Genomic DNA, 24,880 nt, shown 5'->3' on the forward strand with positions numbered 1-24,880 from the left:
TATCATAGAAGAACCTTCCAAACATTATTTTACAGAAAAAGTTTCATACTCTCTCCATTTTTTCAAGTACATTTATATAATCCATTGATGGAAATTCTTTATCGTCAATGGTATATAACACATTTAATTTTTCTTCTGCCATTCCTACACTTTTCATCATTTTATAAGATTATAACATACAACATCTTTATCTGCCATTCCTCTTAGAGACTATCTATTCTATGCTGATTAACAAAGATGAAAAATTACAGGAATATAAATACCGCACTGATCCTCATAACAATAATTACTCTCTTCCTCTATAACAGAAAAACACACAGACCCTTATTACACTAACCATGAGTCTGTGTGTTTTTCTAATTTTGGTTTTCAATATAATTTGTAATAATTTCAGTGAGTAATTCATCGGGATTCCTGCCAAGCTTTTGAGCATGTTCGCGCAAACATTTAACTAACTCTCCAGGAATATGAAAAGGTTTAAATTTTTCAGGATATGCCCAACAACAAGTTTCACAATCTAACTGGCAATCTCTGCAAGCAGTACTTTTAAAGTTATTGCATTCATCACACAATGGTTGCCAATTTGAAATTTCATCACTTCCCCCTCTAAGTCTCGGCACTTTATGATCCTGCTGAAACCCTGTATCTTTCGGGGTTCTTCCACATGCAGCACATACATGGTTATATTTTGCAAGAAGAGGTTCAGAACTACCTTGCAACAAAACCAGAAGGACGCTACATGTTTGTATTTACACAAACCCATAGTTCCTGGCTAAATTTGATTGAAAGCTTTTTCAGCAAGATGACAAAGCAGATGCTGAAGGGAATTCGAGTTAATACAAAGCAGGAACTTGAAGACAGAATTTATAAATATTTCGATGAAGTAAATGCAGATCCAGTAGTCTATCATTGGACTTATAAGCCCGATGAAATTTCACCAGAAGACGTTTCGTAAAATGTAGCCAGTTATTTATTATTTGATCTACTAGATAAATTGACATAGTAATAAAACTATATTCTGTTCATTTTCTTTCTTTCCAGTTTATCCCAGTTCAGTTTGTTCTTCTTGTATCCCACAAATGCAGTCACACGGACAAACTCCAGATAAAAGCGGAGAAAAGTTGTTTCAAAAAAACAAGCAGTAATAGCAAGGATCAGCTCTCGAAAAGAAAACCTCTGGTCAATGGTATAGATTCTTGAAAAATATGCAGTTAATGTGAGTAAAATACCATACAGGGCATAGTATGCAAGAAATACCAGCATAAATTTCACGTTCAGCATATCCATCATCACAGATAAAACCATTGTAAGTACACCCAAAAGTTCAATAAATGGTGACAATAATTCGTAAAGCAGAAAATAAAGATAGGATAAAAGTCCTACAGCTCCGTACCGTGGGTTTGCCAGCATTTTACGGTGTCCCCACATACACTGGAACAATCCTCTCTGCCATCTTTTCCGCTGCTTGCCTAATTCACTTAATTTTTCCGGAGTCTGCGACCAGCAGATGGCATCCTGTGCAAAATCAATCTTATATGGCTTACGATTCATGCGGCTGAATTCATGAAGTCTGACTACCAGTTCCATATCCTCGCCCATTGTACTGTTGTCATATCCGCCTACGGCAATCACTGTTTTTTTCTCAAATAATCCAAAAGCTCCGGATATGATCATGTTTGCATTGATTTTATCCAGCAGGATACGTGCTGCCAGAAAAGAACGGGCATATTCCAGGGATTGCATTCTTGCTATTATATTTCTGGGCAGCCTGTATTTTATCACATGACCTTTTTTTATGACAACACCATTGGCTGGGCGGACACTTCCACCAACGGCTATTACATTTTCGTCCTCCAGAACCGGGCGAACGATTTTCTCCAGCGAATCATGCTGTAAAATAGAGTCCGCATCCATACAGATAAACCAGGGATACCTGGCTGCATTGATTCCGGCATTTAAACTGTCTGCTTTTCCGCCATTCTTCTTGCGGATCAAAGTAATGGGCACTTTCTGGTTCGGGCATTCATAAATTTCTTCCTCAGGCTGACATTGGATCAGATGACGGATCGGGCGTTCCACTCGCTCCATATGAAATGCATCAATCAGAACCTGAGATGTTTTGTCTTTAGAACCATCATCTATTACTATAATTTCATATAGTTTATAATCCAGGTTGAGAAGTGAAGTGACTGTATCCTTCACCGTAACCTCTTCGTTATAAGCCGGAACAAGAATGGAAACCGGTATGTAATAGCTTTGCCACAGTTTATTGTGCATCTGTTCAAGGCGGTATGATCTGTACAGCTCAATTGCGCCTGCTACAACCGACAAAAACAAAAAGCTGGAATATCCAATCAGGTATATAATAAAAAACAGATTGACACATTCCAGAAAAAAACGAAATGCATCGGTCATAAACCCGCCCCCCTTTGTACTTTTACTTCATCCAGCTGGTACTCTAACATTTCTTTTGCGTAGCGGTCATTTCCCTGTAAAATATCAGCTAATGCATCCCTGTCTGTATTCAGAACTGCAAGGCTTTTTGCAGCATTATAACGGACATACCAGTTTTTACTGGAAGTCTCTTTTTTCAAGATTTCCAGTGTCTGCGGTCCGGGATACACAGCAAGAGCAGAAATACAGGCATTCTGCAATTCCCAGAACCCTTCCTTTTCTTCTTCAGCGTGATGAAGCAGAAAAGAAACACTTCTTTCATCCTGATATCTGCCAAAATAGCGGACACATGCGATTTGAATTTCCATATCCTGGCTTGTTTCCAGCATAGACAGCATTTCATCCTTCCAGTTTGACGATGCATATCGAATATAATCCAACAAGCTTACCTGCATCCTTGGATGAAATTCACTCAATTTTTTCCAAAGGAGTGGTATCAGTTCTTCTTTTTTATCGAAGGAAAGAAGTCCATCTGCAAGTATTTTTTTATGCGGAAGCAGCTGCTCATTTGCATCCAGAAATGTCAATGCCTGCATAACCGCTTGTATATCTTCTGAACTGTATAATGCCCGCAAAGCATTCTCCCTGCAATAGAGACTTTTATTTCCAAGCAGGTCAAAAAGAAATGGGAAAACAATTTCCTTAGCCTGGAATTTCGTCATATGAAATATGGCAAATACATAAGCCAGGCAGGCCTTTTCCATATCCGGTTTTCTTTTATAAACCGGTATCAGTTCTTCCATCAGCCGACTTACAGATGCTATTCCCTGCTGGAATTGTTCCGGCATACTGTTTTCAACTTTAGATAATGCTTCACTGAACGTCAGAAGTCTGCTGGCTGAATGAAGCTCTTTAACCAGCCTTTTTTCCTGCTTTTTATTTTCCGTTATATTTTCTGAAAACAACTGTCTGTATTCTTCGCAATATCGTTGTTCCCTCCTTTTCAGAACACAGGAACGATATCTTGAAATTATCTCTGTAAAGCAGTTAAAAATGATAATCCCCACACAGACAATAAAATAAAAAACAATCACAAGCTGCGCTATCATTCGTATTCCTTTCCTGTCCAGTATGTCTTCAGAACCTGGTATGCTTCTTTTAATCTTTCATGGTAGGATACTGTATTCTCCCATCCTTTCAGTTTAAGGCCTCCCATCTCGATTGTATTTCCTTCTCCGCCAAAACCTATAAACATCTCTTTGATCCCCACTGATTCAATGCCATAATTTCCGTCATAATAATCATCATGGATCTGCATTCGGGACGGATCAGAAAAATTCAGCAGCTGCCATGGGATTCTAATTTCCACATCATCTCCATTACAGATAAAATCTGCCCTGGAATCATAAGCAGATGCAGATGGATTTCCATTACCATAATACAGCTTTCCACTTTCAAAGGTTTTTAACGGTGTGGCAGCATCCTGATACTGACCAATAACATCCCGTAATACCATGCTGATATTTTCGAATACAGCGCTGTCCCTGGCTGGTGGATCAATATAAGGATCTTTTCCTGTAATATCTTCCTCATAATTGGCATGAATGGGATTATACCGATCCTGAACCAACAGACGAGTATTATCTTTTCCATTTAAGACCAGTACAAAATCTGCAGGTCTTTCAAATTCTGCTGTACAATTTTCCATACGGGTACTGCCTGTTTTTTTGGTCGTATCAACCGGAACATACAGCGTGTCATTTTCCAGATCAAAGTCCTTTTTATGGAGATATAAATAAACACCGGAGGCATCATACTTCACACTGATGAAAGAGCCGTCTTCATATTGGATCACCCTATCTTTATCCGTCCATTCGGAAGTATCACCGTCCACGTAACAAACACTTTCTTTTTCCCCACAGTCAAATGCCAGCAGGCCAAAATGCTGGTCATTTGTCTGAGCATCTTCCCAGTAAATATTACGGCTTAAATCTACAGCATACATGGTATTCCAGGTATGCTTGAACCATTCATCCTGCCAGGAATAGACACAGCCTCCGGAAAGTCCGGCAGCCATAATGTCTTCATAACAATCTACCAGAATCTTTCCCTGTTCTTTTTCAGAATAGTATCCAAGTCCTCTGCTGGTCACCTGATTCTCATGAATCTCACCTCGTCCTGTGGCTGCACCAAATTCAACAGCCAAAACCGGCATTGTATGATGTTCGTTTAAAAGTCTTAAATATGCCCGATAAGTATTCCGTTTTCCGTCAGGAGTGATACAGTCACTAAAGTCAATCTTTTTATCAGACAAGCTGTTCCATGTTGTGTATTCCATACAGGAAAAGTAATCCTGATCATATGGAGATGCACTGTAGCTGGCAAACTGACCTGATATAAATTTATCAGTTGCAGTTATATGTTCTGTGTCGATCCGGGCACATTTTCTGAAATATTCTGCAATCTCTTTAGGATAATCAAAGGGATCTGTTGCATTTCCACTGGAAAAGGAGATCAGACGCTGCTCATCATATCTTGTTGATTCATAGTGCAGCATCCTGTCACCTGTTTTGGCAAGCAGGGATTCAAAGGCAGAGGCATCTTTTGAAGCAATAAGATAGGTTCCTTTATAAGGTTCCATATCCGGATATTTCTCATCTGTATATGCAACTGTTGTATCTTCCCATCCATTTCCGATAATATATCCCAGCACCCATTTCGAGACATCGTGTAAATAAAGTCCTGTACTTGTATCTGCATCATTATTGATGATAAGTCGTTTTCCATGGATCACATCTACAGTGACCAGGCAATTATCCAGAAGCTTTCCTGCAAAGGAGTCGGCATATGCATCCACTCGGGAGTTCTGTATATAATCATTTACCCAGATTCCCTGAAGTAAATATAACGGCTCCTCATGTTGGGAATTGTATTCATAGAACGCTTTATAAAAAGACGGATTCTGGACAGAATAGACTCTCAGCGTATTTGCTCCTGCTTCCTGGATCAGCTGAAACCAGTGCAGATAGGTTTCTTTGGTGATCGCATAATCTGTAGACCATTCACCAGGAATACCGCTTCCCATATCAATTCCCCTGACTTCAAATGGTTTCCACTTATCTTTGTCCTTTATAAGTATCTCTTTATTCTCAGTCCGGACAAATGTGTTTATATGATTGTCCCGGTCTGAGTCCATATAAAATCCGCCATAAAACACAGCTATAAATCCAATAAATAGAAGCAGAATGATGGCAGATATGCTGATAATAAATCGTTTCATATTTTAATCATTAACCTCATTATACTGCTTTACACGGGAGGATGCTGAATACTGACGCAGAGTCTCAATGTTTTCATCCAACCATTTTCCTCTGTTTCGCAAGTAACCTTTTAGCTGTCCTTCAGCGGCAGATCTGCTGTCCAGATTTCTTGATACCGGAACCAGAAGTCCCTTTGCCTGCTGTTCTACACTTCCCCATCGTGCATCGTTTCTTGCAAGAGCTGGTGCGATAAAATCAAGGGTTTCATCAATATAACGATAAAGTGATTCCTCACTTAACAGACCTTTTCGCAAGGAATGATATCGCTGGATGATCCGTTCAGTAAAATCCTCATCTTTGATAAGCATTTCAAACCATAATCGGTTGTTCAGGAAAAATCCAGTATAAGGAAGTTCCTCCTCGAAATAGTTATTACAGGCATTATTAAAATCCCATACACACATATGATACAGATTATCTGTTCCCTTATAAATATAAGTGGAATAGTTTCCGGCATCTGCATTACTGGAAAGCTCATTGATAATAAAGTAATCTACAAAGCTGTCTACATCTATCATAGAAGTGTAGCCATGTTTTTCCCTGTCATAATCATATGAGTACAGAGTTTTTTCAAAATTTGAAAAATCCTGCCGGATTTCTTCTGTCAGTCTGGCATCCCTGTTCCTGCTTCCGGGATATTCTATCTGCAGCATGAAGGGGGTTTTGTAGGTATACGTTGTAAAGCTGTTTAAAGCTTCTTCGCCCGCATGCTGATGATCCAGGCGAAGCAGGTATCCGGAAAATGTGCTGCGCTTGGCATTTACACGAAGTCCCAGCCTGGCGCCATCTTTTCCGCCGGTTATCATTTCAGTCATTACATATAGACCTTCATATTCACCATTAAGAATTACTTCGCAGAATCTTACATTTGGCGCATAAGACATCATTTCTCCGGCAAGATTGTAAAACATATAATTTCGTATGGCTGTTTTATCGAGCCAGGGACCGTATAATACCCATTCATGGTGCGCATCCATTCCCATAATGGAAAGCGGATTGTTTTCCCCTTTTTTATCTACAAGTCTGATGGCATAGCTTGGCTTATCAAACTCTCTTGAGGAATTACCTCTCATTCGTATGCGGATTGCAGAAGATACATCTGCCGTTTCATTTGCATGATGGTACTCTTTGCTGTCATTTCCGATTATATCCATCTGAGCAGCAATTGTAGTTTCCCCATCAGCAGCACGTGTATAAATGCGGTTGTTTCCATCATCCTTAATGGGTCTTCCCGGGATTACCACCCCATCTGTATCAATTTTGACAATCGGAAGATATGTACACAGACCGCCATCCGCAGGATCCGTACATGGTTCTTGGGGAATTTCCTGTTCATGCTGATGAATTCTCTCTGTTTTTCGGTAGTCCTTATAAAACAATGGCGCAAAAACGGCAATCAGAATAACCGCAAAGCAGCATGTAAATCCTATTATTTTATATTTCATATCAGTTATAAATCTCATCGCTTTGAGCTACAATATTAACACTTTCAATTTGTCCAAGGTTATAGAAATCATCTGTTAAAGCCGGATGCTGTTTCTGAACTTTTTCCAGTATTTTTCTGGATAATTCATAAATGTACTCAGCATTCTCCTCTGTCGTATTTTTTACCCGAAGAACGGCACCAGTCCCAAAATAACGAAAGATCTGGGATTCTATATTTTCACAGCGGCTTCTTTTTGCACGGATGATCAAAAGCATACGGTTATCACTGCGGATTGCTCCCATGATAAGAAAGATAAGAAAAATAGCAGAACTGCCTACTGCAGCAACCAGATAATCTCCAACTCCACAACATATTCCCACAATGATCGTCCAGAAAATATATACAGTATCTCTGGAATCTTTTATTGCAGTTCGAAAACGCACGATAGATAATGCACCGACCATACCAAGCGACAATGCAATATTGTTTCCTATGACAGTCATAACTGTTCCTGTCATAACAGTCAGAACGATTAGTGTTACTCCAAATTTTTTGCTGTAAATCGTTCCCTTATGTGAGATCACATATGAAATAAAAATAAACAGACCAATGACAGCACTTACCAGAATATGCATTGTAATTTGCTGCCAGGTCATATCCCCCTGCTGGGCAAGCAGGTTATAAATCGTCTCTTTCATTTCCTTTCCTCCTAAAATCTGTAGTCACAGCCAATTTGTCTTGCCATACAGTATTTGCTCACAGAAAGCTCGCTTTTCTGAACGGGCAGAAGCATATGCTTGATATAGCTTAACAAAAAACCGTTATATTTTACTTCCAACACTACAGCAAAAGGAGACATTACACTGTTTAACACCAGATTTCTATCAAATATATTGAAATTTACTTCATTAGCCCGTATTCCAGAATCAAAAGTTATTCGAATAGAATTTTCCGGCGCGATAAATGCAAATCTGTCATATTCTACAACTGTTTTAGGACGGTATGCCCACATTTCCATAATTGAATAACATTCCTGTCCAAACTCACTGCCACTGTTTAAAAGTACAGAATAATCACCCTCAATGAGAGCCTGCGCTTCCCTTCTGGATAATCTTAATGATCGCTTCCGCTGATAAGGTCCCTGCTTCTGCTTCATTTCAAACAGTGCAAAATCCGCATCAGGACTATATACCCGCAAACGAAACTTCCTTCTTAACTCCAGACCATCTTCCTTTTCCTGAAAATCCCGATTTGACAAAGAATCAAAGTACAAAGAACGTACCTGATAACCATCCGGTCCGTTATGTGAGTCAGTATGAACCACATTTGACAAATAATTCCGAAGTTTTAATGCTTCTGCCTGATTAAGTAGAAATTTCTTTTCTTCCCGCAGTACATCGCGCACAGTATTATTTCCTCCTGCTTTTGCTTTTTAGTAAATACTACAATAGTATACATCCATAATTTTTTTTGTCCATATATGGAATAAAACTTTGTAGTATACAATGAACTCTCAATAAAATCAACATTTATTGACAATATATACCAAAAGATATGATATTTTATAAACAAATATATAAAAATCATAATGGAAATGGGGATTCCTTATGAAATGGGGATGTTGTATGATATCAAACTACCAAAAATATCTTGAAATACTATTAACATTTATCTGTGTGATCGTACTGTATCCACAATCGCCCTATGCCACCGAAGCCATTTCACAGCGTGAAACCATACGCGTGGGATTCTTTGAGATGGACGGATACCATATGCAGGATGAAACCGGAAAACGAAGCGGCTATGGATATGATACCTTACGTCTTATGGCACGCTACTGGAATGTTCATTTTGAATACATCGGCTACGACAAAGCTTGGTTTAATTGCCTGTACGGATTTACGGGAAGATAATCCTTTCAGCTTTGACTTAAACTTCTTCCATGACTACTCCATTCTCCATTACACCGCTTTTCAGATAACGCTTAATCAGCTGCACCACTCGTTCATCCTTTTCATTCCTGCGAAGTAAGTTCATGAGAATTTCATGATTGAGTGTGTCAAAGTATTTTGATAAGTCCAGCTCTGCCCATTCTGTGTCCGATTTTAACGCCCTTATTGCCTCCGTAATCATTTCTTTAAAATCCTGAAGAAAGGCTTGTTTCTTCTCACTCACTTCAGCAGTTCTCTGAGTCTCCTGATATTCCTGTATGACCCCTTTCATATCAATCCGATTGGACTGCAGCTTATTCTGCAAAGCTAACATTTTCTGTATATCGTTGATCTGTGACCACCAAAAAAATATAGACCACACGAGATTGGCTACAGCTTCCGGTGCCTGTCCCCGAAAAAAATGAGGAGAAAGTACTGTAAGAAATAATTGACTCCCTTAGGAGTAAATATGTAGTAGCAATAATTCATACCTTTTTAGCTGTATTTTGTATCGTAAACAGAAAGAAAATACACTATAATCCAAGGCAATGAAAGTACTTAAAAAAGTAGTTTCGTTGCCTTGGTTCCATTTTTAGAAAGAATAATACTTAGGTGGGAAAATTCCCAGGCGCTGTGTGGAGTTTTCTGTAAGAAGCCGGGGACAGACCGCACTGTTTCTTGAAAAAGGAAGAAAAGTGGTGAGGGTCTAAGAACCCAAGCTGTGTGGAGATGGCAGAAACAGGAAGAGTGGTGCGGCTTAGCATGGACTGGGCCAGCTTGCACTTCTGGGACAGGTAATACTGGTAGGGAGCAACATGATATACCTCCTGGAACAGGTGGATGAGCCTGGAGCGGGACAGGGAAACGGTATCTGCCAGATGATCCAAGGACAGACTTTCTGTTAAGTGCATATCGATATAATTGCGGATCGCCAGTGCAGTAGGATTGATGGGAACTTTGTTTGCCAGAAAATCCGCCAGCTCCTGAATATATTGATGGAGCAGTACAGCCAGCTTGTCAGCAGAGTGTACAGGGTCGGCGGTAAAGGCATCAAGGATCCGGGTCAGAGGTGTTTCGTTATGGAAGCGGGGGATCAGGGTGACACCGTCTAAGCCGTAATCGGAGAGAAGATGCTGTACCAGACTGCCGCTGACATTGAACCAGATCTTGGTCCAGGGATCAACTTTGTCTGAATAGTAGTGGTGGTAGGTGCCGGCAGTAAGGATATAGGCATCTCCGGCATTTACAGTGAGGATACTGCCGTTTCGCTCGATATGTCCACGGCCGCTTAAAACGTATTCAAACACACACAGGGGTCTGCGATAAACCAGGATCTCATAGGCAGGATCCGGGTAAGTGATACCGGCCATGGTGGGAGAAAAGCTTTCCGCGGTAGGGCCGGTGTAGACAGTGTATTTTTCAGTCTGTGTGCGTGTAATTTCCTGAGGCATGGTGGTTCCTCCATTTTTTGAAAGCAAATTGCAATAATGTAATAACAGCATTGTAGTAAAAAGGAGCAAGCCTGTCAACTATGGCTTTCACTATATAAAATAAAAATGAAATCAACCCAAATAAATGATCACAGGAGGACAAAATTATGACACAAATACCCAGACCGGAGCATCCCCAGCCCCAGATGAAGAGGGAGCATTGGAAAAACCTGAATGGAGAATGGGATTTTTCCTTTGACTTTGGATGCAGCGGCATAGATCAGAAATGGCAGGAAGGAAAGACAGATTGGGAGAAGAAGATCCTGGTGCCCTTCTGCCCGGAAAGTGATCTGAGCGGAATCGGCTATAAGGACTTTATCCCCGGCGTATGGTATCACCGTACCATCACATTGACAGGGGAGGAGCTGAAGGGAGATCTTCTCTTACACTTCGGCGCAGTGGACTATGATGCAAGAGTATGGATCAATGGAGTAGAGGCAGGCAGACACCAGGGCGGTTATGTTTCCTTTACGTTTAATATTACAAAGCTTGTAAAGGAAGGAGAAAATGACATTACGCTTTTTGCAGCAGATGATGTGAGAGGCGGAAAGCAGCCCAAGGGAAAGCAGAGTCATTTCTTCAACTCCAGAGGCTGTGATTATACCAGAACGACAGGTATCTGGCAGACGGTATGGCTTGAGTGGGTACCGGAAAGCTACATTGAAAAAGTGCAATATTATCCAAACCTGGCAGAGGCAACTCTGGGAATTAAGGCGGTAGTAAAGGGGCAGGGCACACTGGAAGCAAAGGCCTTTTATGGGGGAGAGCCCTGTGGCAGCGTAAGCGCAAAGTCAGAGGGCGGCACCGTTACCATGACACTTCCTTTGTCCCGTCTGGAAAAGTGGGAGCCGGGTCATGGCAGACTGTATGACCTTACATTAACCTATGGAGAAGATAAGGTAGAAAGCTACTTTGGTATGCGTGAGGTAAGACTGGATGGAGAGAAATTCCTCATCAACGATAAGAGCGTGTTCCAAAGACTGGTGCTGGATCAGGGCTTCTATCCGGATGGCATTTACACAGCGCCTACAGAGGAAGCACTTGTCAAGGATGTGGAACTGTCCATGGCTGCAGGCTTCAACGGCGCAAGACTCCATCAGAAGGTATTTGAGCCTCTGTTCTTGTATCACTGCGATAAAGCAGGCTATCTGGTATGGGGCGAGCAGGGCTGTTGGGGACTGGATTACAGCAATCCCGCAGCATTAAAATATTTCCTGCCTGAGTGGATGGAAGCCTTGGAGAGAGACTTCAACCATCCCGCCATCATCGGCTGGTGTCCGTTTAATGAGACATGGGATTATGAGGGAAGAAGGCAGGATGACAGCTTACTGGCCAATGTGTATAAGATGACAAAGCTGTATGACACCACCAGACCCTGCATTGATACCAGCGGAAATTATCATGTGGTGACGGACATCTATGACTTACACAATTATGAGCAGGATCCGGCAAAGTTTGCAGCAACCTACGAGTCCTTTAAACAGGGAGGTGATTTGGAAGATAATCATGGCTACAGGCAGACACCTGTAAAGGGTATCCCTACCTTCATCAGTGAGTATGGCGGTATCAAGTGGGACGAGGAAGGTGTTGAAAAGGATGGCTGGGGCTATGGTGCAGGTCCTGCTACCAAGGAGGAATTCCTGAACCGATATAAGGGACTGACCGATGCCCTTTTGGACAATCCCCATATGTTTGCCTTCTGCTATACCCAGCTGTATGATGTGGAGCAGGAGTTAAACGGTCTGTATACCTATGAACGTAAACCCAAGTTTGATATGGATGTGATAAAGGCAATCAATGCCCGTAAGGCAGCAATCGAGGATTAAAAGCATCTCGCAGAGTATAAAAGAAAGCGTGTGAGAGACATTGGGGTCTGACCCTCTTACAATTTTCTTGGTGAGATAAAAAGCAAGTGCAAAACTTTTAAATGTATAGCTATAAATGAGCAAATTTGAAAAACTGTACAAACAAATCTGCTATACACGGACATTAAGAGGATTAAACAATTTATTGTCCGCTACACTTGGCGGTAAATACCCGTGACTGGACTTGCACCAGCAAGATTAGTGCCATGCTCGGCACACAAAATGACTGCCCCGCCTGCTCAAATGCAGGCAGAACAGTCATCTGATCTTTTTATTCACTTTTTATGAAACAAATTTTCCAACGATCAGACAGATTACAATCGTAATCACCATATCCGGCAGAGTGTTTCCCAGCGGCATGTCGATGTTCATCAGAATTCGGTATACCACAAATCCAATCACCCAGATGATCAGATTCGGAATATGTACGGCCAGGCTGCTCTTGTCCCGTTTCAGCAGGAAAAAGTCGGCAATCTGAATTGCGATCATCGGTGCAAAGACCGAGCCGATCAGATAGAGGAAATCTGTGATGTTGTCCATCGGATATACAATCGCTGCGATGGTTCCAATGACGGTGACAACGATGGCCACATGCTTTCCATTCCATTTGCTTACGACGGTCTCGCTGGAAATTCCTGCGGAGTAGGCATCCAGAAATGTCGTTGTTACTGTTGAAAATACAATAATCAGAAGGCCCGCAATGCCAAGGCCTGCCTTCAGCATGATCTGCGCGATGTCATATTCTCCGGTGATGATCGCTGCTCCCATTCCAATCACATACATCCAGCAGCTGACGATTCCATAGACAACCGCGCTGATGGCCGTTGCTTTGACCGGTTCTTTTGCTTCTCTTGTGTAATCGCTGATCAGCGGCAGCCAGGATAACGGCATCGCAACCGCAAGTTCTACTGCTGCACCGAATGTCATACTGTCATCCGATGGCGCTCCTGCTCCGCCTCCGGCAAAGATGACCTTGCTCAGGATCAGGCTAAGCAGAAATAATGCTGCCATGGCAACCGTGTTGATTTTACCAAGATTCGTGATTCCGATCACAATCCAGAGAATAATCAGGACTCCGATCACAAGGCACCAGATCCATCTGCCCGTATGCATTACGCCGTCTGCGGCGAGCGCTCCGTCATAGATCATGATGGCGGTCCAGCCAACGAGCTGCAATACATTCAGGACAGCAAAAAGGATGCTTCCCTTCTGTCCAAAACTCATTTTTACAGTTTCCATGGCACTTTTTCTGACCCTTCCGCCGATCACGCCCGCCAGAAACAGCATCAGGCATCCGATGATATGGCCGATAAGAATCGCTGCCAGACCTTTTCCCATGCCGAGCGGTGCAAGGTAGGTTCCGGTCAGGATTTCGGCAATCGAGACACCTGCCCCAAACCAGATCAGGCCATTCTCGAACAGGCCGGTACGTTTTTCGTTCATTTTCATGTTCCTCTCTTTGCTTAAATTTTCATACCGGAAACCATTTTAGCACAGAAGGGAAAATGCGGCAATGAATTTACTCTATCCGTTCATCTGACTCCCAATCTTTCTCCAATCATCCCAGCTTTTCAGACCATTCTGCTTCCTTAAAGCCGATCAGCACGGTATCACCATCGATCAGCAGCGGGCGTTTCACCAGCATACCATTCGTGGCAAGAAGCTGCAGCTGTTCCTCTTCGCTCATGGCAGGAAGTTTGTCCTTCAGTTTCATTTCTTTATAAAGAAGGCCGCTGGTATTAAAGAACTTTTTAAGTGGAAAGCCGCTCTTAGAATACCATTCCTTTAACTCACCGCAGGTTGGATTCACATCCACGATGTTGCGCTCGGTATATTCTATTTTCTGTGCATCTAACCATTTTTTCGCTTTCTGGCAGGTTGAGCATTTTGGGTAACATATAAATAACATTTCTCCATCTCCAATCAAATATAATTTATCCATAATCCTGTATCTTTTGCCGGAATCATTTCAGCACAGGAACGGAGGATCGGCAATTATTTTCCTTCTTCCAAGATCAATTCCAGCACCTTCATCAGCTTCGGAATCCAGCCCATCTATCTTATATAGACGAGCTGTTTGAGCTCTTTTGGTCTTTCCTTTTTCACAATTATGCAATAATAATCTATAACTTTGCACATACCAAATCATACAAAGCACTCATAAGTTCTTCCCCGTTCCGGCATTCTGCGACCATCGAAATAACCGCATTCTTGTCCGGAAGGATCATAGAAATCTGAGAATATTTTCCATCCGCCCGGTAGGAATTGTATTCTCCTCTCCAGAAAAGATAACCATAATTGTCTGTATCGGATGCTGCTGTACTTTCTTCTATCCATTTTTCGGATAAAATCTGTTTTCCATTCCATTTTCCCTTATTCAGGTAAAACAATCCGAATTTATGAAGTTCAGAAAGTGTAAGGAACAATCCACCTGCGCCAAAACTGTTTCCAAGAGGATCTGTCTCCCATGTCGGCCGCTTGATTCCAAGATGTTTAAAAAGCCTTGGTGTAAGATAAGAGACCAGATCGCATCCGGAACGTCTCTGTACAAGAATGCCTGCCAGGTAGGGACCAACATTATTATATACAAAATGTGTACCTGGCTTATATTGAAACGGAATCGCCAAAGACATTTTTACCCAGTCATCCTCCTGGTATAATGGCCGCTGTTCTCCCATAAGGCTGCCCTGTTCCTGTCCTAAACACATCGTAAGCAGGTCTCGAACCGTTGCCATTTTCAGATTATCATCGATCACATCGGGTAAATCTTCAGGAAAGGCATCCGTCAGTTTTTCATCTAAAGACAGTAATCCTTCCTGGACAGCAAAACCAACTGCACAGGATGTGAAGCTCTTCGTTGCAGAATAGATATTTCTACGGCATTCGGGTTCGCTGTACCATTCATTTATGAGGTCGCCATCTTTTGTGACCTTTATTCCAAGAACGTGAAAGGTTTTTGCAGCTCCTATAAAATCAGATATGTCCATAGCTAGGTTCCTCCTTTATTTTTACTATAATAATTTGTAGTATCTTTGCCATGTTGTCTTTCTGAAATTTTTATAAACCTATGTATATTTCCTCCTCATCAACCACTTCTGATCAATACATTTCACCTCACCATCAAACCGAATATGAAGATGAACTCCACCAGATCTCAGATTAATCTTTTCTACGATTCCATCTCCGAATTTCGGATGTGTGATATTGTCTCCAATTTTATATTAAACAACTTCATCCTTCTGCTTCTGTGCTTTCTGCTGGCGCTGATACGTATCTCGAATCGGCACTGTCTTATCATGAATCCGGCTTTTTAATACTTTATCATAGTTATGATCCAACAGCGCCTCTCCTGCCTTATAATAAGGTGTCGGTGCTGCACCTATAAGAGAACAACAATATTTCCACGCACTTCCATGTGTTCCAGCCTGCCATTTATACTTCTCAGGTATCCGCATATTGTACTGCATGTAATGCGCATATTCATGCTTGAATAAATCGATACGGTCCTCTTTTGACAACGGATTGTTGACTCCATACGCAACAAAGAGCAGGGAAAAATGAAAATGTTCCTTTTCATGAGCACTCTGCCTTGTATAGGATCCCAGAGAATCTGTCTCAAATCCAAATGTTACCGGTATTTTTGCTCCGTTCAAATGAAACTTCCGGTCCAGGTCCTGATACAACTTCTGGATTAATGCTGTCAAGATCGGGATTTCTTTCTGTAACTGCTGGCGTAAAAACTGGTTTTCTTGATCATAATAAGTCATTCTTTCATGTTTCCTCCCAGCTTTTCTATTGCCACTTCTTCCATATCTCCGGCTGATAACCGAGCGTAGAAAGTTTTCCATTTCTGACCACCGGCGTCTTAATTACAGATGGATTTTCCAGCACTTTTTGAAGCTTATCCTCATCGGCAATGTATTTAATCAAAGCTAATAAATCTTTGTCTTTGCCATCCCAATTAATCATATTTTCCAGTCCGCCATTTGCCTGAGCTACAGAATTAAATTCCCCTTTACTCATGCCTTTTTCCTTCATGTCTACGAACTGGTACTTGATGCCGCGCTCTTTGAAAAAACGCTCAGCTTTCTTTGTGTCGTTGCATTTCTTAGTTCCGAATATTTGTATGTTCATTGTAATGTTCCCTTCTAGCTCCAAAATTATATTTAATTCTTCGGATTATCCCTTTCGCAATAAAGCACTATAACAACTGTGTCATTAATCCTCAATAACCAGTACCTTCTCACCCTATCACATTTCCGAGATAATCACACCTTCACTTAAAGCGACTTGATTCCATACTTTACAGATCAGTTCATACTTATTTCAACTCACATCTTTCTGGAATACGACTGTAAGAAGATCCAACTTTACAAATTTCTTTTTTCTATTTTCTAGATTTTTTCTTCAATATATCCCGTTTTCTGTAGTAAACGACTCTTCCATCGTATCTGATATTTCCTATACGCACTGGAATGTATTTCCTGTGTTTTACATTTATTCGCAACAATTCGGTATTGCAATTGATATTCCACTAGCTGAGACCGCAAAGCATTTTCCGTTATTGGTTTAATTGGGTTGTCAAGAGTGTGCAGTATTTTTTGGGAGTTCTATAGAATCAGCTTTACTGCATCAATCAATTCCTCTCCGAATCCTTCAAGCTCATCCATTGTGATAACTCCATCTCCAACCAAATATGCAATGTCCCAAATCGCCGTGGATTTCCGAATTTCAATCAGAACTCCCGGATTTTTCTTATCCTGCCTGATACGCTTCTCAAGTGTCCAGAAATGATCTGATGCATTTCCTGTGTTCGCAGGGTCAGGTACCTGTTGCAGATGTCGCCTCGTATAGGATCACAGAGAATCCGTGTCAAATCCAAAAGTTATCGGGATTTTTGCTCCGTTTAAATGAAACTTCCGGTCCAGTTTCTGATACAAATTCTGGATTAATGCCCTCAAAATCGGGATTTCTTTCTGCAATCGCTGGCGTAAAAACTGGTCTTCTCGATTATCATAAGTCATTATTTTATGTTTCCTCTTGATGTAAGGCGCTGACCCCAATGCTATGAATCTTCTATGTTCTCGGTCACTTAATTATATATTTTGTTCCTCTGCCTTTTCCTTCAACTGCAACCACACCCTTTTCTCCCATAGTTTTAAGTAAATGTGTTGTTTTTGATTTTCCAAATGGGACATATGGTGCAATTTCACTTATTGATTTTAACATCGTCTTACTTAATAATTTGTAAATTACTTTTTCATCCTCAGTCAAATTAACATTCGTTTCAAATAGCGGCAGCACAATTTTTATAGCATTTTCTGATACCTCAAAATCTGGTTTTATCAGACTCTCTGCATACAGTTGTTTTATTCGTGTAATTCCCATTCCAAATATCTCTACAAACCCCAATCTGTAAAACACATTTGCGAGATTTCTATTCCTTAAAACAGAAAGTTTACCTGATAAATATTCTTCGGCTGTTATTCCAGCTGGCAATCCACCAGGAGATACAACCTCTATTCTATCATCAAACATAGAAACTCTGATGTGTGAATCAATATCCCATACCCTATGAATTAAAGCATTTGCAATTGCTTCTCTGAAAGCTGCTTGTGGTATTTTCTCCATCGTTTTTCTATCAGCGCCCTGTATGACTTCATATTGGTAATAGTCTTTAAATACAGCAAGTGTTTTTTCATATACATCTAAAACTGATACATTTTCAAAGGTTACTCTTTTTTGAATAATACTGATGTTCTCACCGAACTTAACAAGATCAATTCCGGAAAAATGATTTTTATCTGCCAAAAGTCCTGCTGCATTATTAAAACCATTTGCATTGTCATACAGATTCAGTGTCTTTAAAGTATCCTGATTGAAACTTTCAATCTGAATATTTTCTTTTAGTTTATGCTGTAAAAAATCAAAAGATAGCTCTTGATCTTTACACTGTAATTCTTCAAAGCTAATATTTTTTCCTTCTAATACAAGCCTTGAAAATTCAAGTGTGTCTACCTCTATCGTTGCTGTATCATTTCGTTTGTATGCTTTCGATTTATATAAATATGGCTTCTGAAGACCACTTTTTACAGTAAGTTTTATCGTTTGATCATTATTCTGTAGTTCAAGCATATAATTTGGCTGAGGCGAAATACTGTCATTGATTTTATTTTCGATATCCAGGCAAGCCTGCTTTACATCTGGCAAGCCTTTTACATTTCCATCATCATCTACGCCAAAAAGAATCATTCCGCCATTATAATTCGAAAAGGCACTGACTGTTTTCAAAAAAGTATTCGTAATCGTTTCCTTGAATTCCAATATTCTTGTTTCACGCATAGCAATCATTTCCTTTCCCAGTCTTAATGATTATATTATATGTTTAAATACGCGAAAAATCAATCGTAACTTTTTACGATTGATTTTTCAATTGATTTTGAGTGTGTTTTTCTGTTATTCTTCTTCATTTCAATTCACGTCTTCACGGGAGACGACCAATGCCGCTTCACTTTATAGTAAGTGTTCTACCGGTTGCGATTTTTCTGGGCTGGTATAATTTATTTATGTTTTTTTTAGATTTTTTTATTTTCTCTTTCGAGTCCCAGACATCCTGACAAATGCTTTCATCATTATTTTTATTTTTTTCTTTCCTGAAACCTGGAACTTTAAATATGCTTTATAAGTTTTTTCCAATATTTTCAAGTTCTTTTATAGAATCCTTGTTTTTTGCAAGTTCATCACTGGCTGTTGCATAATATGATTTTTGGAAAATCATATCCCATGAAAGATATTTCGCCATGCAGTCGAACTGTTTGTCAATTAACTCATACTGGATACTGTCCACCGGGGATCCTCCCACAACGATTGTTCCAACTTTTTTATTTTTCAGCTGCAAACCGCGGCAGTAGCACTTATCAATGATAAGTTTCAACTGCGCAGACATTCCCCACCAATATACCGGAGTAGCAAAAAGAATCACATCTGCAGCAGTAATTTTATCAATCGTGGGATTTGTATCATCCTGATCAATACATCCTTTATAACATTGACAGACCCCACATCCCTTACAAGGTGCTATATGATATCACATGCTCCGCTGACTGCGTCCTTTGCACTTTCCACTCCTTTTTCTTCAGAGATATAAGCTTCCGCTGTCTTTTCAAGCGGTTCCTTTGTCTTCTACAATGTGATCCAATGCAGCCAGCGGCTCAAGTCCTTTCTCCTTCGCGATTGTCGCACGTGTGCGGCGCTTTGGACGATATGGGCGATACAGGTCTTCTACTGCCACAAGCGTTTCCTCTGCCAGAATCTGTTTCTTTAATTCTTCTGTCAGTCTCTGATTAATATCCAAGCTTTTTAGTTCTTTCCACTTTCATAGGCGTTCTGCACCCGTTCGGTCAGCACTTTTCCACCGTTTGCATACCATTCTACCACAAAAGTATCAAAGTAATCCACTGGTTTCTCCCCACTAATGATCTGAAGAAATGCTTCCTGTTCCAGTTCCTGTAATTCTTGCGGAATTTCTGCATTTACATTTTCCAGAGGCAATGTCGATGTACTTGTTATTCCTGCCTTCTGCAGTTCCCCCACAGCCTGAATTCTTGACGCATACGCCGCCCATCCATTCGCGGTTGTCAGCTGTCCATTCAAGTAAGATTTGCATGTATTAAAATAAGACTTTTCCAAACCGCTAAGCTCTGATACATCAAGCGTCTTATCCAGTGCTGCCTGAATATGTTCTGTCGTACGGTAAAGTGCATCCTCATAATCCACATTAATATTCAGTGGCCGGGCCGTCGGATCTACATTAATAGAAAAATAATCATTCACTTCTCTTGCCGCACTATCCTTTGCATATCTAGACTGATCAAAAATCGCACTCACATACTTTGCTACAATTTCCGGATGCTCATATCCTTTACGCACCACCACATACATCCACTGGTCATACGATTCAAAAACTGATATCTTCTGCGTCTCATTTACCTGTTCTTTGTCTAAAAGATACGGTTTCCACTCTGCATTTGAATCGACATTATATGCTGCACTCAACGGGTTATTCGGAGCCCACCAGCGTCCATAGATAGCACCGCAATGTCCGGTTTTTAACAGATCATCTATGTTTTCCGTCTTTCGTAGCAGGAATCTCTGGTCGAGTATCTCATCCTCATATAGATTGTGAAGTTTCAAAAGCGCTTCTTTTGTTTCCTGTGTTACTGACCCATAAACTACATTTCCATTTTTATCCAGGATCCAGTGACATGGCATTGCACCGGCATGTATAAAAGTTGCATCCACTCCATAAGTCTGATCCGCACCGGCAACCACGTCTGTACTACAGGCAAGGCCGATTGTCTGACCGTCTCCTGCTGCATCCTGTTCTACAAATGCCCGGATCACTTCCAACGCTTCTCCTACTGTTTCCGGTTCCTTTAATCCCAACTTCTCAATCCAGTCTTTCCGCAGCCAAAGAAGCGGAGTTCCATCGTCAATCACCGTATTCGGAAATGCATATAGCTTTCCATCCACGGTTGCAGACTGTAAAAGAGAATCTCCATAACTTTCATACATTTCTTTGATCGTATCTGTCGTACACTCTTCATACGTTTCTGTAAGTTCTTCGATCAGGCCTGCTTCAATCAGGCGGAGCAGGTTATCTCTTCCCTTCACAACAAGCACGTCTGGAATATCACGATCTTCAATCGCTACATTGACCGCCTCTTCATAAGTATTGCCATCCTGCAATTCAAAGACATCTTCATTCTGAATATTAAGTATTTTCTTCAAATATCTCGTATATGCATTATTTTCGTACGTATCTCCTACAGGAAGATTCGAATTATTCGCCCCTGCAATCTTGCCAAGTGTATAGGTAACAGTCTCAGGATATTTCCCAAGTGGTGTATGCATCGCTTTATACATCAGCTTTCTTTTCGCTTTAACTGCATTGCTTGCACCAGACTCACTTTGAGATGCTTTTAACTGTTCCATCTGTCTTTGACTTTCCTTCGTCTCAAAATAGGTTCCGCACCAAAGCATCAGCAATAAAATTAATGCAAGATGGGCTGAGAGAATTCGCTTTTTCATATCGTTTTTCATAACACCTTCGCCTCCGTGTTCTTCGGAATCCGGATAAAGACCCGCGTTCCTTTTCCTGGAGTACTTTCTATCTTCATCTCACCTTTTTCTCCATAAAGGACATGGATTCTGTCACAGACATTTCGCACACCATAACCGGAGGACTGATATGTCAGAATCTGATCCGCCTTCTCCTGCGTCATTCCCGCACCATTGTCCCTGATTTCAAAGAAAATGTGCTCAGCCTCTTCACGAATCGTCAGCCACAACGTCGGATTCTCATTCTCTGACACATCAATTCCATGATCGATTGCATTTTCTGCAAGTGGCTGCAGGATCAACTTCGGTATCAGATAATCATTAAGACCATCCGAAATCTGTTCAACCACACGGAACTCGTTATCATGCATAACAAGTTGGATTTTGAGATATGCACGGATGTTATCAATTTCTTTTGCCACTGTAGTCATTGTTTCACCACGATTTAGGCTTGTCCGATAATAAGTAGACAGTGCTAATGTCACATGACTGATTTCATCCTCTCCCGCTTCAATTGCTTTCCAGTTGATGATTGAAAGCGAATTATAAAGGAAATGCGGATTGATCTGTGCCTGCAGTGCTCTCATCTCACTGTTCTGAAGCTGGATCTTACTCTCATATACTTCTGAGATCAAATGGTTCATCTGATCCATCATGCGCCGAAATGACCGGATCAGCACACCCACCTCGTCTTTGGATTTACTCTGCACGGTAACTTTACGAAGTCCCATATTGATCAGGTTCATATTTTCAGTCAATAACTCCAACTGCGATACCATACGGAGGGAAAAAACATATCCCAGAAAACTCAGAAGAAGAACACTGATCAAAATAATCGGAATATTTTTGAGCAAAAGCTTATGGATTGCGTTTTCACTTACTGCCTTTGGACGATAGATATAGAATTTCCATCCTGTATCCTTCATTGTCCGCTGTACCAGATAATAATTCTCACTGATATCTTTCGGACTCTCAATATCCTTCGGACGATATTTTTTATCCATAGAACACTCGGCATAGACAATATTTCCATTATCATCCTGAATCATGCCTCCTGTATTATCTGTGAGCTGGCTCATGAATGGTTCAAGAACTTTTTCATAATCCAGACGCATCTCCAACACCGCTTTGATCGTATCATTGTCATAGAATTTCCGACTGGCAATGATTGATTTATTCACACCGCGAGTGATGCTCCACTGCATTAATGTTCCCTCATTCAACCTGGAATACCACTGTTGATTCTCCGCTTCCGACATTGGAAGAAGTGTATCTCCATGTGGCACTTCTATATTGTCAGAATATAATGTAATGCTCTGGATCTCTTTGTGATAGATCGTCGGCATCTGCAACAGTGGATCAGCCACCTTCACATATTTCAAATACTTCTCATAATCCGACTCTGTCTCCACATCAAAAATATTCCTGAGATTTTGAGAATAAGACAGATAATCAACCAGGTTCTCATAGATCTGAGACTGATTCTCAATCGAACTCACTGACTGTTCCAACATTTTCTCCAGATTGTACTGTTCCTTCTCTCGCAATTGATTCATCATGCCATACTGCATGGAAAAAGCAAGGAATCCTACCGGAACCAGTCCTGCAATCAGCATCAAAACAGACAGTTTTTTACGAAATTTCAGATTTTCAAATCGCTGGATCAACTTCCGTATTTGTTTTTTCATCCGCCGCTATTCCTTTCCTGCATGCTTCCGGTGTATCTCCGAAAAACTCTCTGAAACTTCTGCAGAAGTATGAGTTATTGGAAAATCCTACTTCTTTCGCAATTTGGGAGATTTTCATATTCGTTGTCTCTAAAAGCTCTTTTGCTTTATTCATTCGCACTTCACGGATAAAACGGTTCAGTGTCATCCCTGTTTCTTCTTTAAATACAGCACTTAAATATCCCGGTGACAGAAAAACCATTGCGGAAAGTGTCTCTGCTCCCAGATCCTTTTCCTTATAATGGTGATAAATATATCCCTTCACGTTTGTAACTTCTGATCGGAACCCATCTTCCTGCTCTTGTATGCAATGTTCATATTCCTGAAGTACTTCTTCTACTATAGCAATCACATCATTAAGGTTTCTGCAACGATATAATCGATCCACTCTCTTTGAAAGCATCTTTTCATCCAGCCCTTCCATCTGGTCGAGCAATTCTTTCATAATTCCAGAAAATACAAACTTTACATACATATCCGAAAATTGCTTATGCGCACGATATTTTTCTTCCAGTCTCTGAAAATCCTGACGGAGATGTGGCAGATCTTTATATTGAATATCTTTCGTAATCTGTTCCATGATTTCAGAATCTTCTGCTGGATCAGCTTTCTTCTCTTCCTGCTTCTCCCCGTGGAAAAACAGATGCTGACGTGGCTGATAGAACTGCTCTTCTAACATTCCTTCCAGCACCTTAAATTCCTCTGCCAGATTTTTTCCATCTTCGATTTCCTCACTGACTGCAAAATAACATTCACTGTCAAACTGGTGCGCAAAAAAACGGTACATTTTCTCTACGATTCCATGATAATCTGCATATTTTTCCGTGAACAAAAAGATGGATTCGTTCGAATTCAGATTCACATAATGAAACTCTCTCTGCACCTCTTCCTTCAGGCTCATCAGGAAATGTTCCTCTTCCGTTTCGAAGAATCCATTTGAGGCACTGACAAGAACCATACGGGTAAATTGGGACAGACCATCTTCCATTCCATCTGTAAGTTTCTTAAACTGAACAAAATCTTCCTCATTTCCCCCATACAGATATTTCAGTAAAAAGTATTTTTTCAGATAATCTTCTTTCTTTTCCTGCTGCTCTTTTTTCTCTATCTTAGAAGAAATATTTTCCATCACTCGTTGAAAAGTCTTATGGAATTCCTCCGGATCAACCGGCTTCAGAACATAGTCCACAACTCCATACCGCAATGCTTCTCTTGCATAAGAGAAATCATTATATCCGCTGAAGATCACGATTTCCATATCCGGATGATCTTCTCTCACTGCTTTCGTCAGCTCCAGTCCATTCATATAAGGCATCTTTACATCCGAAAATAAAATATCCACATGGTTTGATTCTAATACTCCCAGTGCATCCTTTCCATTCGTTGCTTCTAGGATCTGGAATTCTCCTTCCTCCCTCTTTAACAGAAAGCGGATTCCCCTTCGCTCCAGTTTTTCATCATCCACGATCAATATTGTAATCATTTCCCCACTCCTCCCACACGTTCACTTTACATTTTCACTATTCCTTTTATAACGTCCGAAAACAGCAGGGAATGTTCACTCACTCTCTGCTGTCTTTTTTTAATTTTTATAATTCTATTTTAAT

Annotated in this window: 19 protein-coding genes and 4 pseudogenes; 3 read left to right on the forward strand and 20 right to left on the reverse strand. The window is 40.8% G+C overall.

What is annotated here, in order from left to right; translation table 11 throughout:
• Window positions 1-356 precede the first annotated feature (356 nt).
• The gene (locus DXD02_RS03965; RefSeq protein WP_242991206.1) at window positions 357-620 is read right to left on the reverse strand and encodes an HNH endonuclease; all 264 of its coding nucleotides are present in this window, start codon (window positions 618-620) and stop codon (window positions 357-359) included.
• Window positions 621-712: 92 nt separating this feature from the next.
• On the opposite strand from DXD02_RS03965, the pseudogene DXD02_RS03970 reads away from it, so the two are divergent.
• Window positions 713-955, forward strand: a pseudogene (locus DXD02_RS03970) (IS630 family transposase); the annotation flags it as partial.
• 56 nt (window positions 956-1,011) lie between these two features.
• Here the strand turns inward: DXD02_RS03970 and DXD02_RS03975 are convergent.
• From DXD02_RS03975 to DXD02_RS04000, 6 genes are all read right to left on the reverse strand, one after another.
• Window positions 1,012-2,415, reverse strand: coding sequence for a glycosyltransferase family 2 protein (locus DXD02_RS03975; protein WP_117510833.1), 1,404 nt, complete (start codon window positions 2,413-2,415; stop codon window positions 1,012-1,014).
• Complete coding sequence (locus DXD02_RS03980) at window positions 2,412-3,503, reverse strand: HEAT repeat domain-containing protein (protein WP_117804410.1); 1,092 nt, start codon at window positions 3,501-3,503, stop codon at window positions 2,412-2,414. The genes DXD02_RS03975 and DXD02_RS03980 overlap by 4 nt, the downstream gene beginning before the upstream one ends.
• Window positions 3,500-5,479 (reverse strand): hypothetical protein, encoded by a 1,980-nt coding sequence (locus tag DXD02_RS03985; protein WP_243002035.1) that lies wholly within the window; start codon window positions 5,477-5,479, stop codon window positions 3,500-3,502. The genes DXD02_RS03980 and DXD02_RS03985 overlap by 4 nt, the downstream gene beginning before the upstream one ends.
• A gap of 198 nt (window positions 5,480-5,677) precedes the next feature.
• Complete coding sequence (locus DXD02_RS03990; RefSeq protein WP_158565834.1) at window positions 5,678-7,159, reverse strand: CotH kinase family protein; 1,482 nt, start codon at window positions 7,157-7,159, stop codon at window positions 5,678-5,680.
• 1 nt (window position 7,160) lies between these two features.
• Entirely contained in the window at window positions 7,161-7,838 is a 678-nt protein-coding gene (locus DXD02_RS03995) for a DUF4956 domain-containing protein (protein WP_117804407.1), read from the reverse strand.
• An 11-nt stretch (window positions 7,839-7,849) separates the two neighbouring features.
• On the reverse strand, window positions 7,850-8,545 hold the full coding sequence (locus DXD02_RS04000; RefSeq protein ID WP_117510843.1) for a polyphosphate polymerase domain-containing protein: 696 nt from the start codon (window positions 8,543-8,545) through the stop codon (window positions 7,850-7,852).
• 220 nt (window positions 8,546-8,765) lie between these two features.
• Here DXD02_RS04000 and DXD02_RS15295 point away from each other — a divergent pair, with 220 nt between their 5' ends.
• A complete protein-coding gene (locus tag DXD02_RS15295; RefSeq protein ID WP_118700397.1) occupies window positions 8,766-9,053 on the forward strand; it encodes a hypothetical protein in 288 nt (95 codons plus the stop codon).
• Between the two features lie 25 nt (window positions 9,054-9,078).
• Here the strand turns inward: DXD02_RS15295 and DXD02_RS16210 are convergent.
• Both DXD02_RS16210 and DXD02_RS04010 read right to left on the reverse strand, forming a co-directional pair.
• A pseudogene (locus DXD02_RS16210) lies at window positions 9,079-9,222 on the reverse strand (group II intron reverse transcriptase/maturase); the annotation flags it as partial.
• A 457-nt stretch (window positions 9,223-9,679) separates the two neighbouring features.
• Window positions 9,680-10,522, reverse strand: a complete 843-nt coding sequence (locus tag DXD02_RS04010; protein ID WP_055268294.1) for a helix-turn-helix domain-containing protein — start codon at window positions 10,520-10,522, stop codon at window positions 9,680-9,682.
• 146 nt (window positions 10,523-10,668) lie between these two features.
• Here DXD02_RS04010 and DXD02_RS04015 point away from each other — a divergent pair, with 146 nt between their 5' ends.
• Entirely contained in the window at window positions 10,669-12,387 is a 1,719-nt protein-coding gene (locus tag DXD02_RS04015; RefSeq protein WP_117804406.1) for a glycoside hydrolase family 2 protein, read from the forward strand.
• 321 nt (window positions 12,388-12,708) lie between these two features.
• On the opposite strand, the gene cytX is transcribed toward DXD02_RS04015, so the two are convergent.
• The 11 genes and pseudogenes from cytX to DXD02_RS04075 all read right to left on the reverse strand — a co-directional run bounded on the left by cytX (window position 12,709) and on the right by DXD02_RS04075 (window position 24,756).
• Window positions 12,709-13,869 carry a putative hydroxymethylpyrimidine transporter CytX gene (cytX, locus tag DXD02_RS04020; RefSeq protein ID WP_022462800.1) on the reverse strand — a complete coding sequence of 387 codons (1,161 nt, stop codon included), beginning with the start codon at window positions 13,867-13,869 and terminating at the stop codon, window positions 12,709-12,711.
• A gap of 115 nt (window positions 13,870-13,984) precedes the next feature.
• Window positions 13,985-14,335 carry an arsenate reductase family protein gene (locus DXD02_RS04025; protein ID WP_022462799.1) on the reverse strand — a complete coding sequence of 117 codons (351 nt, stop codon included), beginning with the start codon at window positions 14,333-14,335 and terminating at the stop codon, window positions 13,985-13,987.
• A gap of 214 nt (window positions 14,336-14,549) precedes the next feature.
• Entirely contained in the window at window positions 14,550-15,413 is an 864-nt protein-coding gene (locus tag DXD02_RS04030; RefSeq protein ID WP_055228665.1) for a serine hydrolase domain-containing protein, read from the reverse strand.
• Window positions 15,414-15,647: 234 nt separating this feature from the next.
• Window positions 15,648-16,193: a hypothetical protein gene (locus tag DXD02_RS04035; protein ID WP_243106543.1), complete on the reverse strand. Its 546-nt coding sequence runs from the start codon at window positions 16,191-16,193 to the stop codon at window positions 15,648-15,650.
• A 25-nt stretch (window positions 16,194-16,218) separates the two neighbouring features.
• On the reverse strand, window positions 16,219-16,560 hold the full coding sequence (locus DXD02_RS04040) for an arsenate reductase family protein (RefSeq protein ID WP_118666430.1): 342 nt from the start codon (window positions 16,558-16,560) through the stop codon (window positions 16,219-16,221).
• A gap of 954 nt (window positions 16,561-17,514) precedes the next feature.
• Complete coding sequence (locus tag DXD02_RS04050) at window positions 17,515-18,768, reverse strand: ATP-binding protein (protein ID WP_118666432.1); 1,254 nt, start codon at window positions 18,766-18,768, stop codon at window positions 17,515-17,517.
• Between the two features lie 337 nt (window positions 18,769-19,105).
• A pseudogene (locus DXD02_RS04055) lies at window positions 19,106-19,510 on the reverse strand (flavodoxin family protein); the annotation flags it as partial.
• Window positions 19,507-19,780: pseudogene (locus DXD02_RS04060) on the reverse strand (RNA-binding transcriptional accessory protein); the annotation flags it as partial. The pseudogenes DXD02_RS04055 and DXD02_RS04060, both read right to left, overlap by 4 nt.
• A 5-nt stretch (window positions 19,781-19,785) precedes the next feature.
• Window positions 19,786-21,528 carry an extracellular solute-binding protein gene (locus tag DXD02_RS04065; protein WP_118666433.1) on the reverse strand — a complete coding sequence of 581 codons (1,743 nt, stop codon included), beginning with the start codon at window positions 21,526-21,528 and terminating at the stop codon, window positions 19,786-19,788.
• Window positions 21,525-23,234: a cache domain-containing sensor histidine kinase gene (locus DXD02_RS04070; protein WP_118666434.1), complete on the reverse strand. Its 1,710-nt coding sequence runs from the start codon at window positions 23,232-23,234 to the stop codon at window positions 21,525-21,527. The genes DXD02_RS04065 and DXD02_RS04070 overlap by 4 nt, the downstream gene beginning before the upstream one ends.
• Window positions 23,197-24,756 (reverse strand): response regulator transcription factor, encoded by a 1,560-nt coding sequence (locus tag DXD02_RS04075; RefSeq protein ID WP_118666435.1) that lies wholly within the window; start codon window positions 24,754-24,756, stop codon window positions 23,197-23,199. Before DXD02_RS04075 ends, DXD02_RS04070 begins: the two co-directional genes overlap by 38 nt.
• Between the last annotated feature and the right edge of the window lie 124 nt (window positions 24,757-24,880).

The organism is Blautia sp. TF10-30 (genome assembly GCF_003481245.1).
GTDB lineage: Bacteria > Bacillota > Clostridia > Lachnospirales > Lachnospiraceae > Fusicatenibacter > Fusicatenibacter saccharivorans.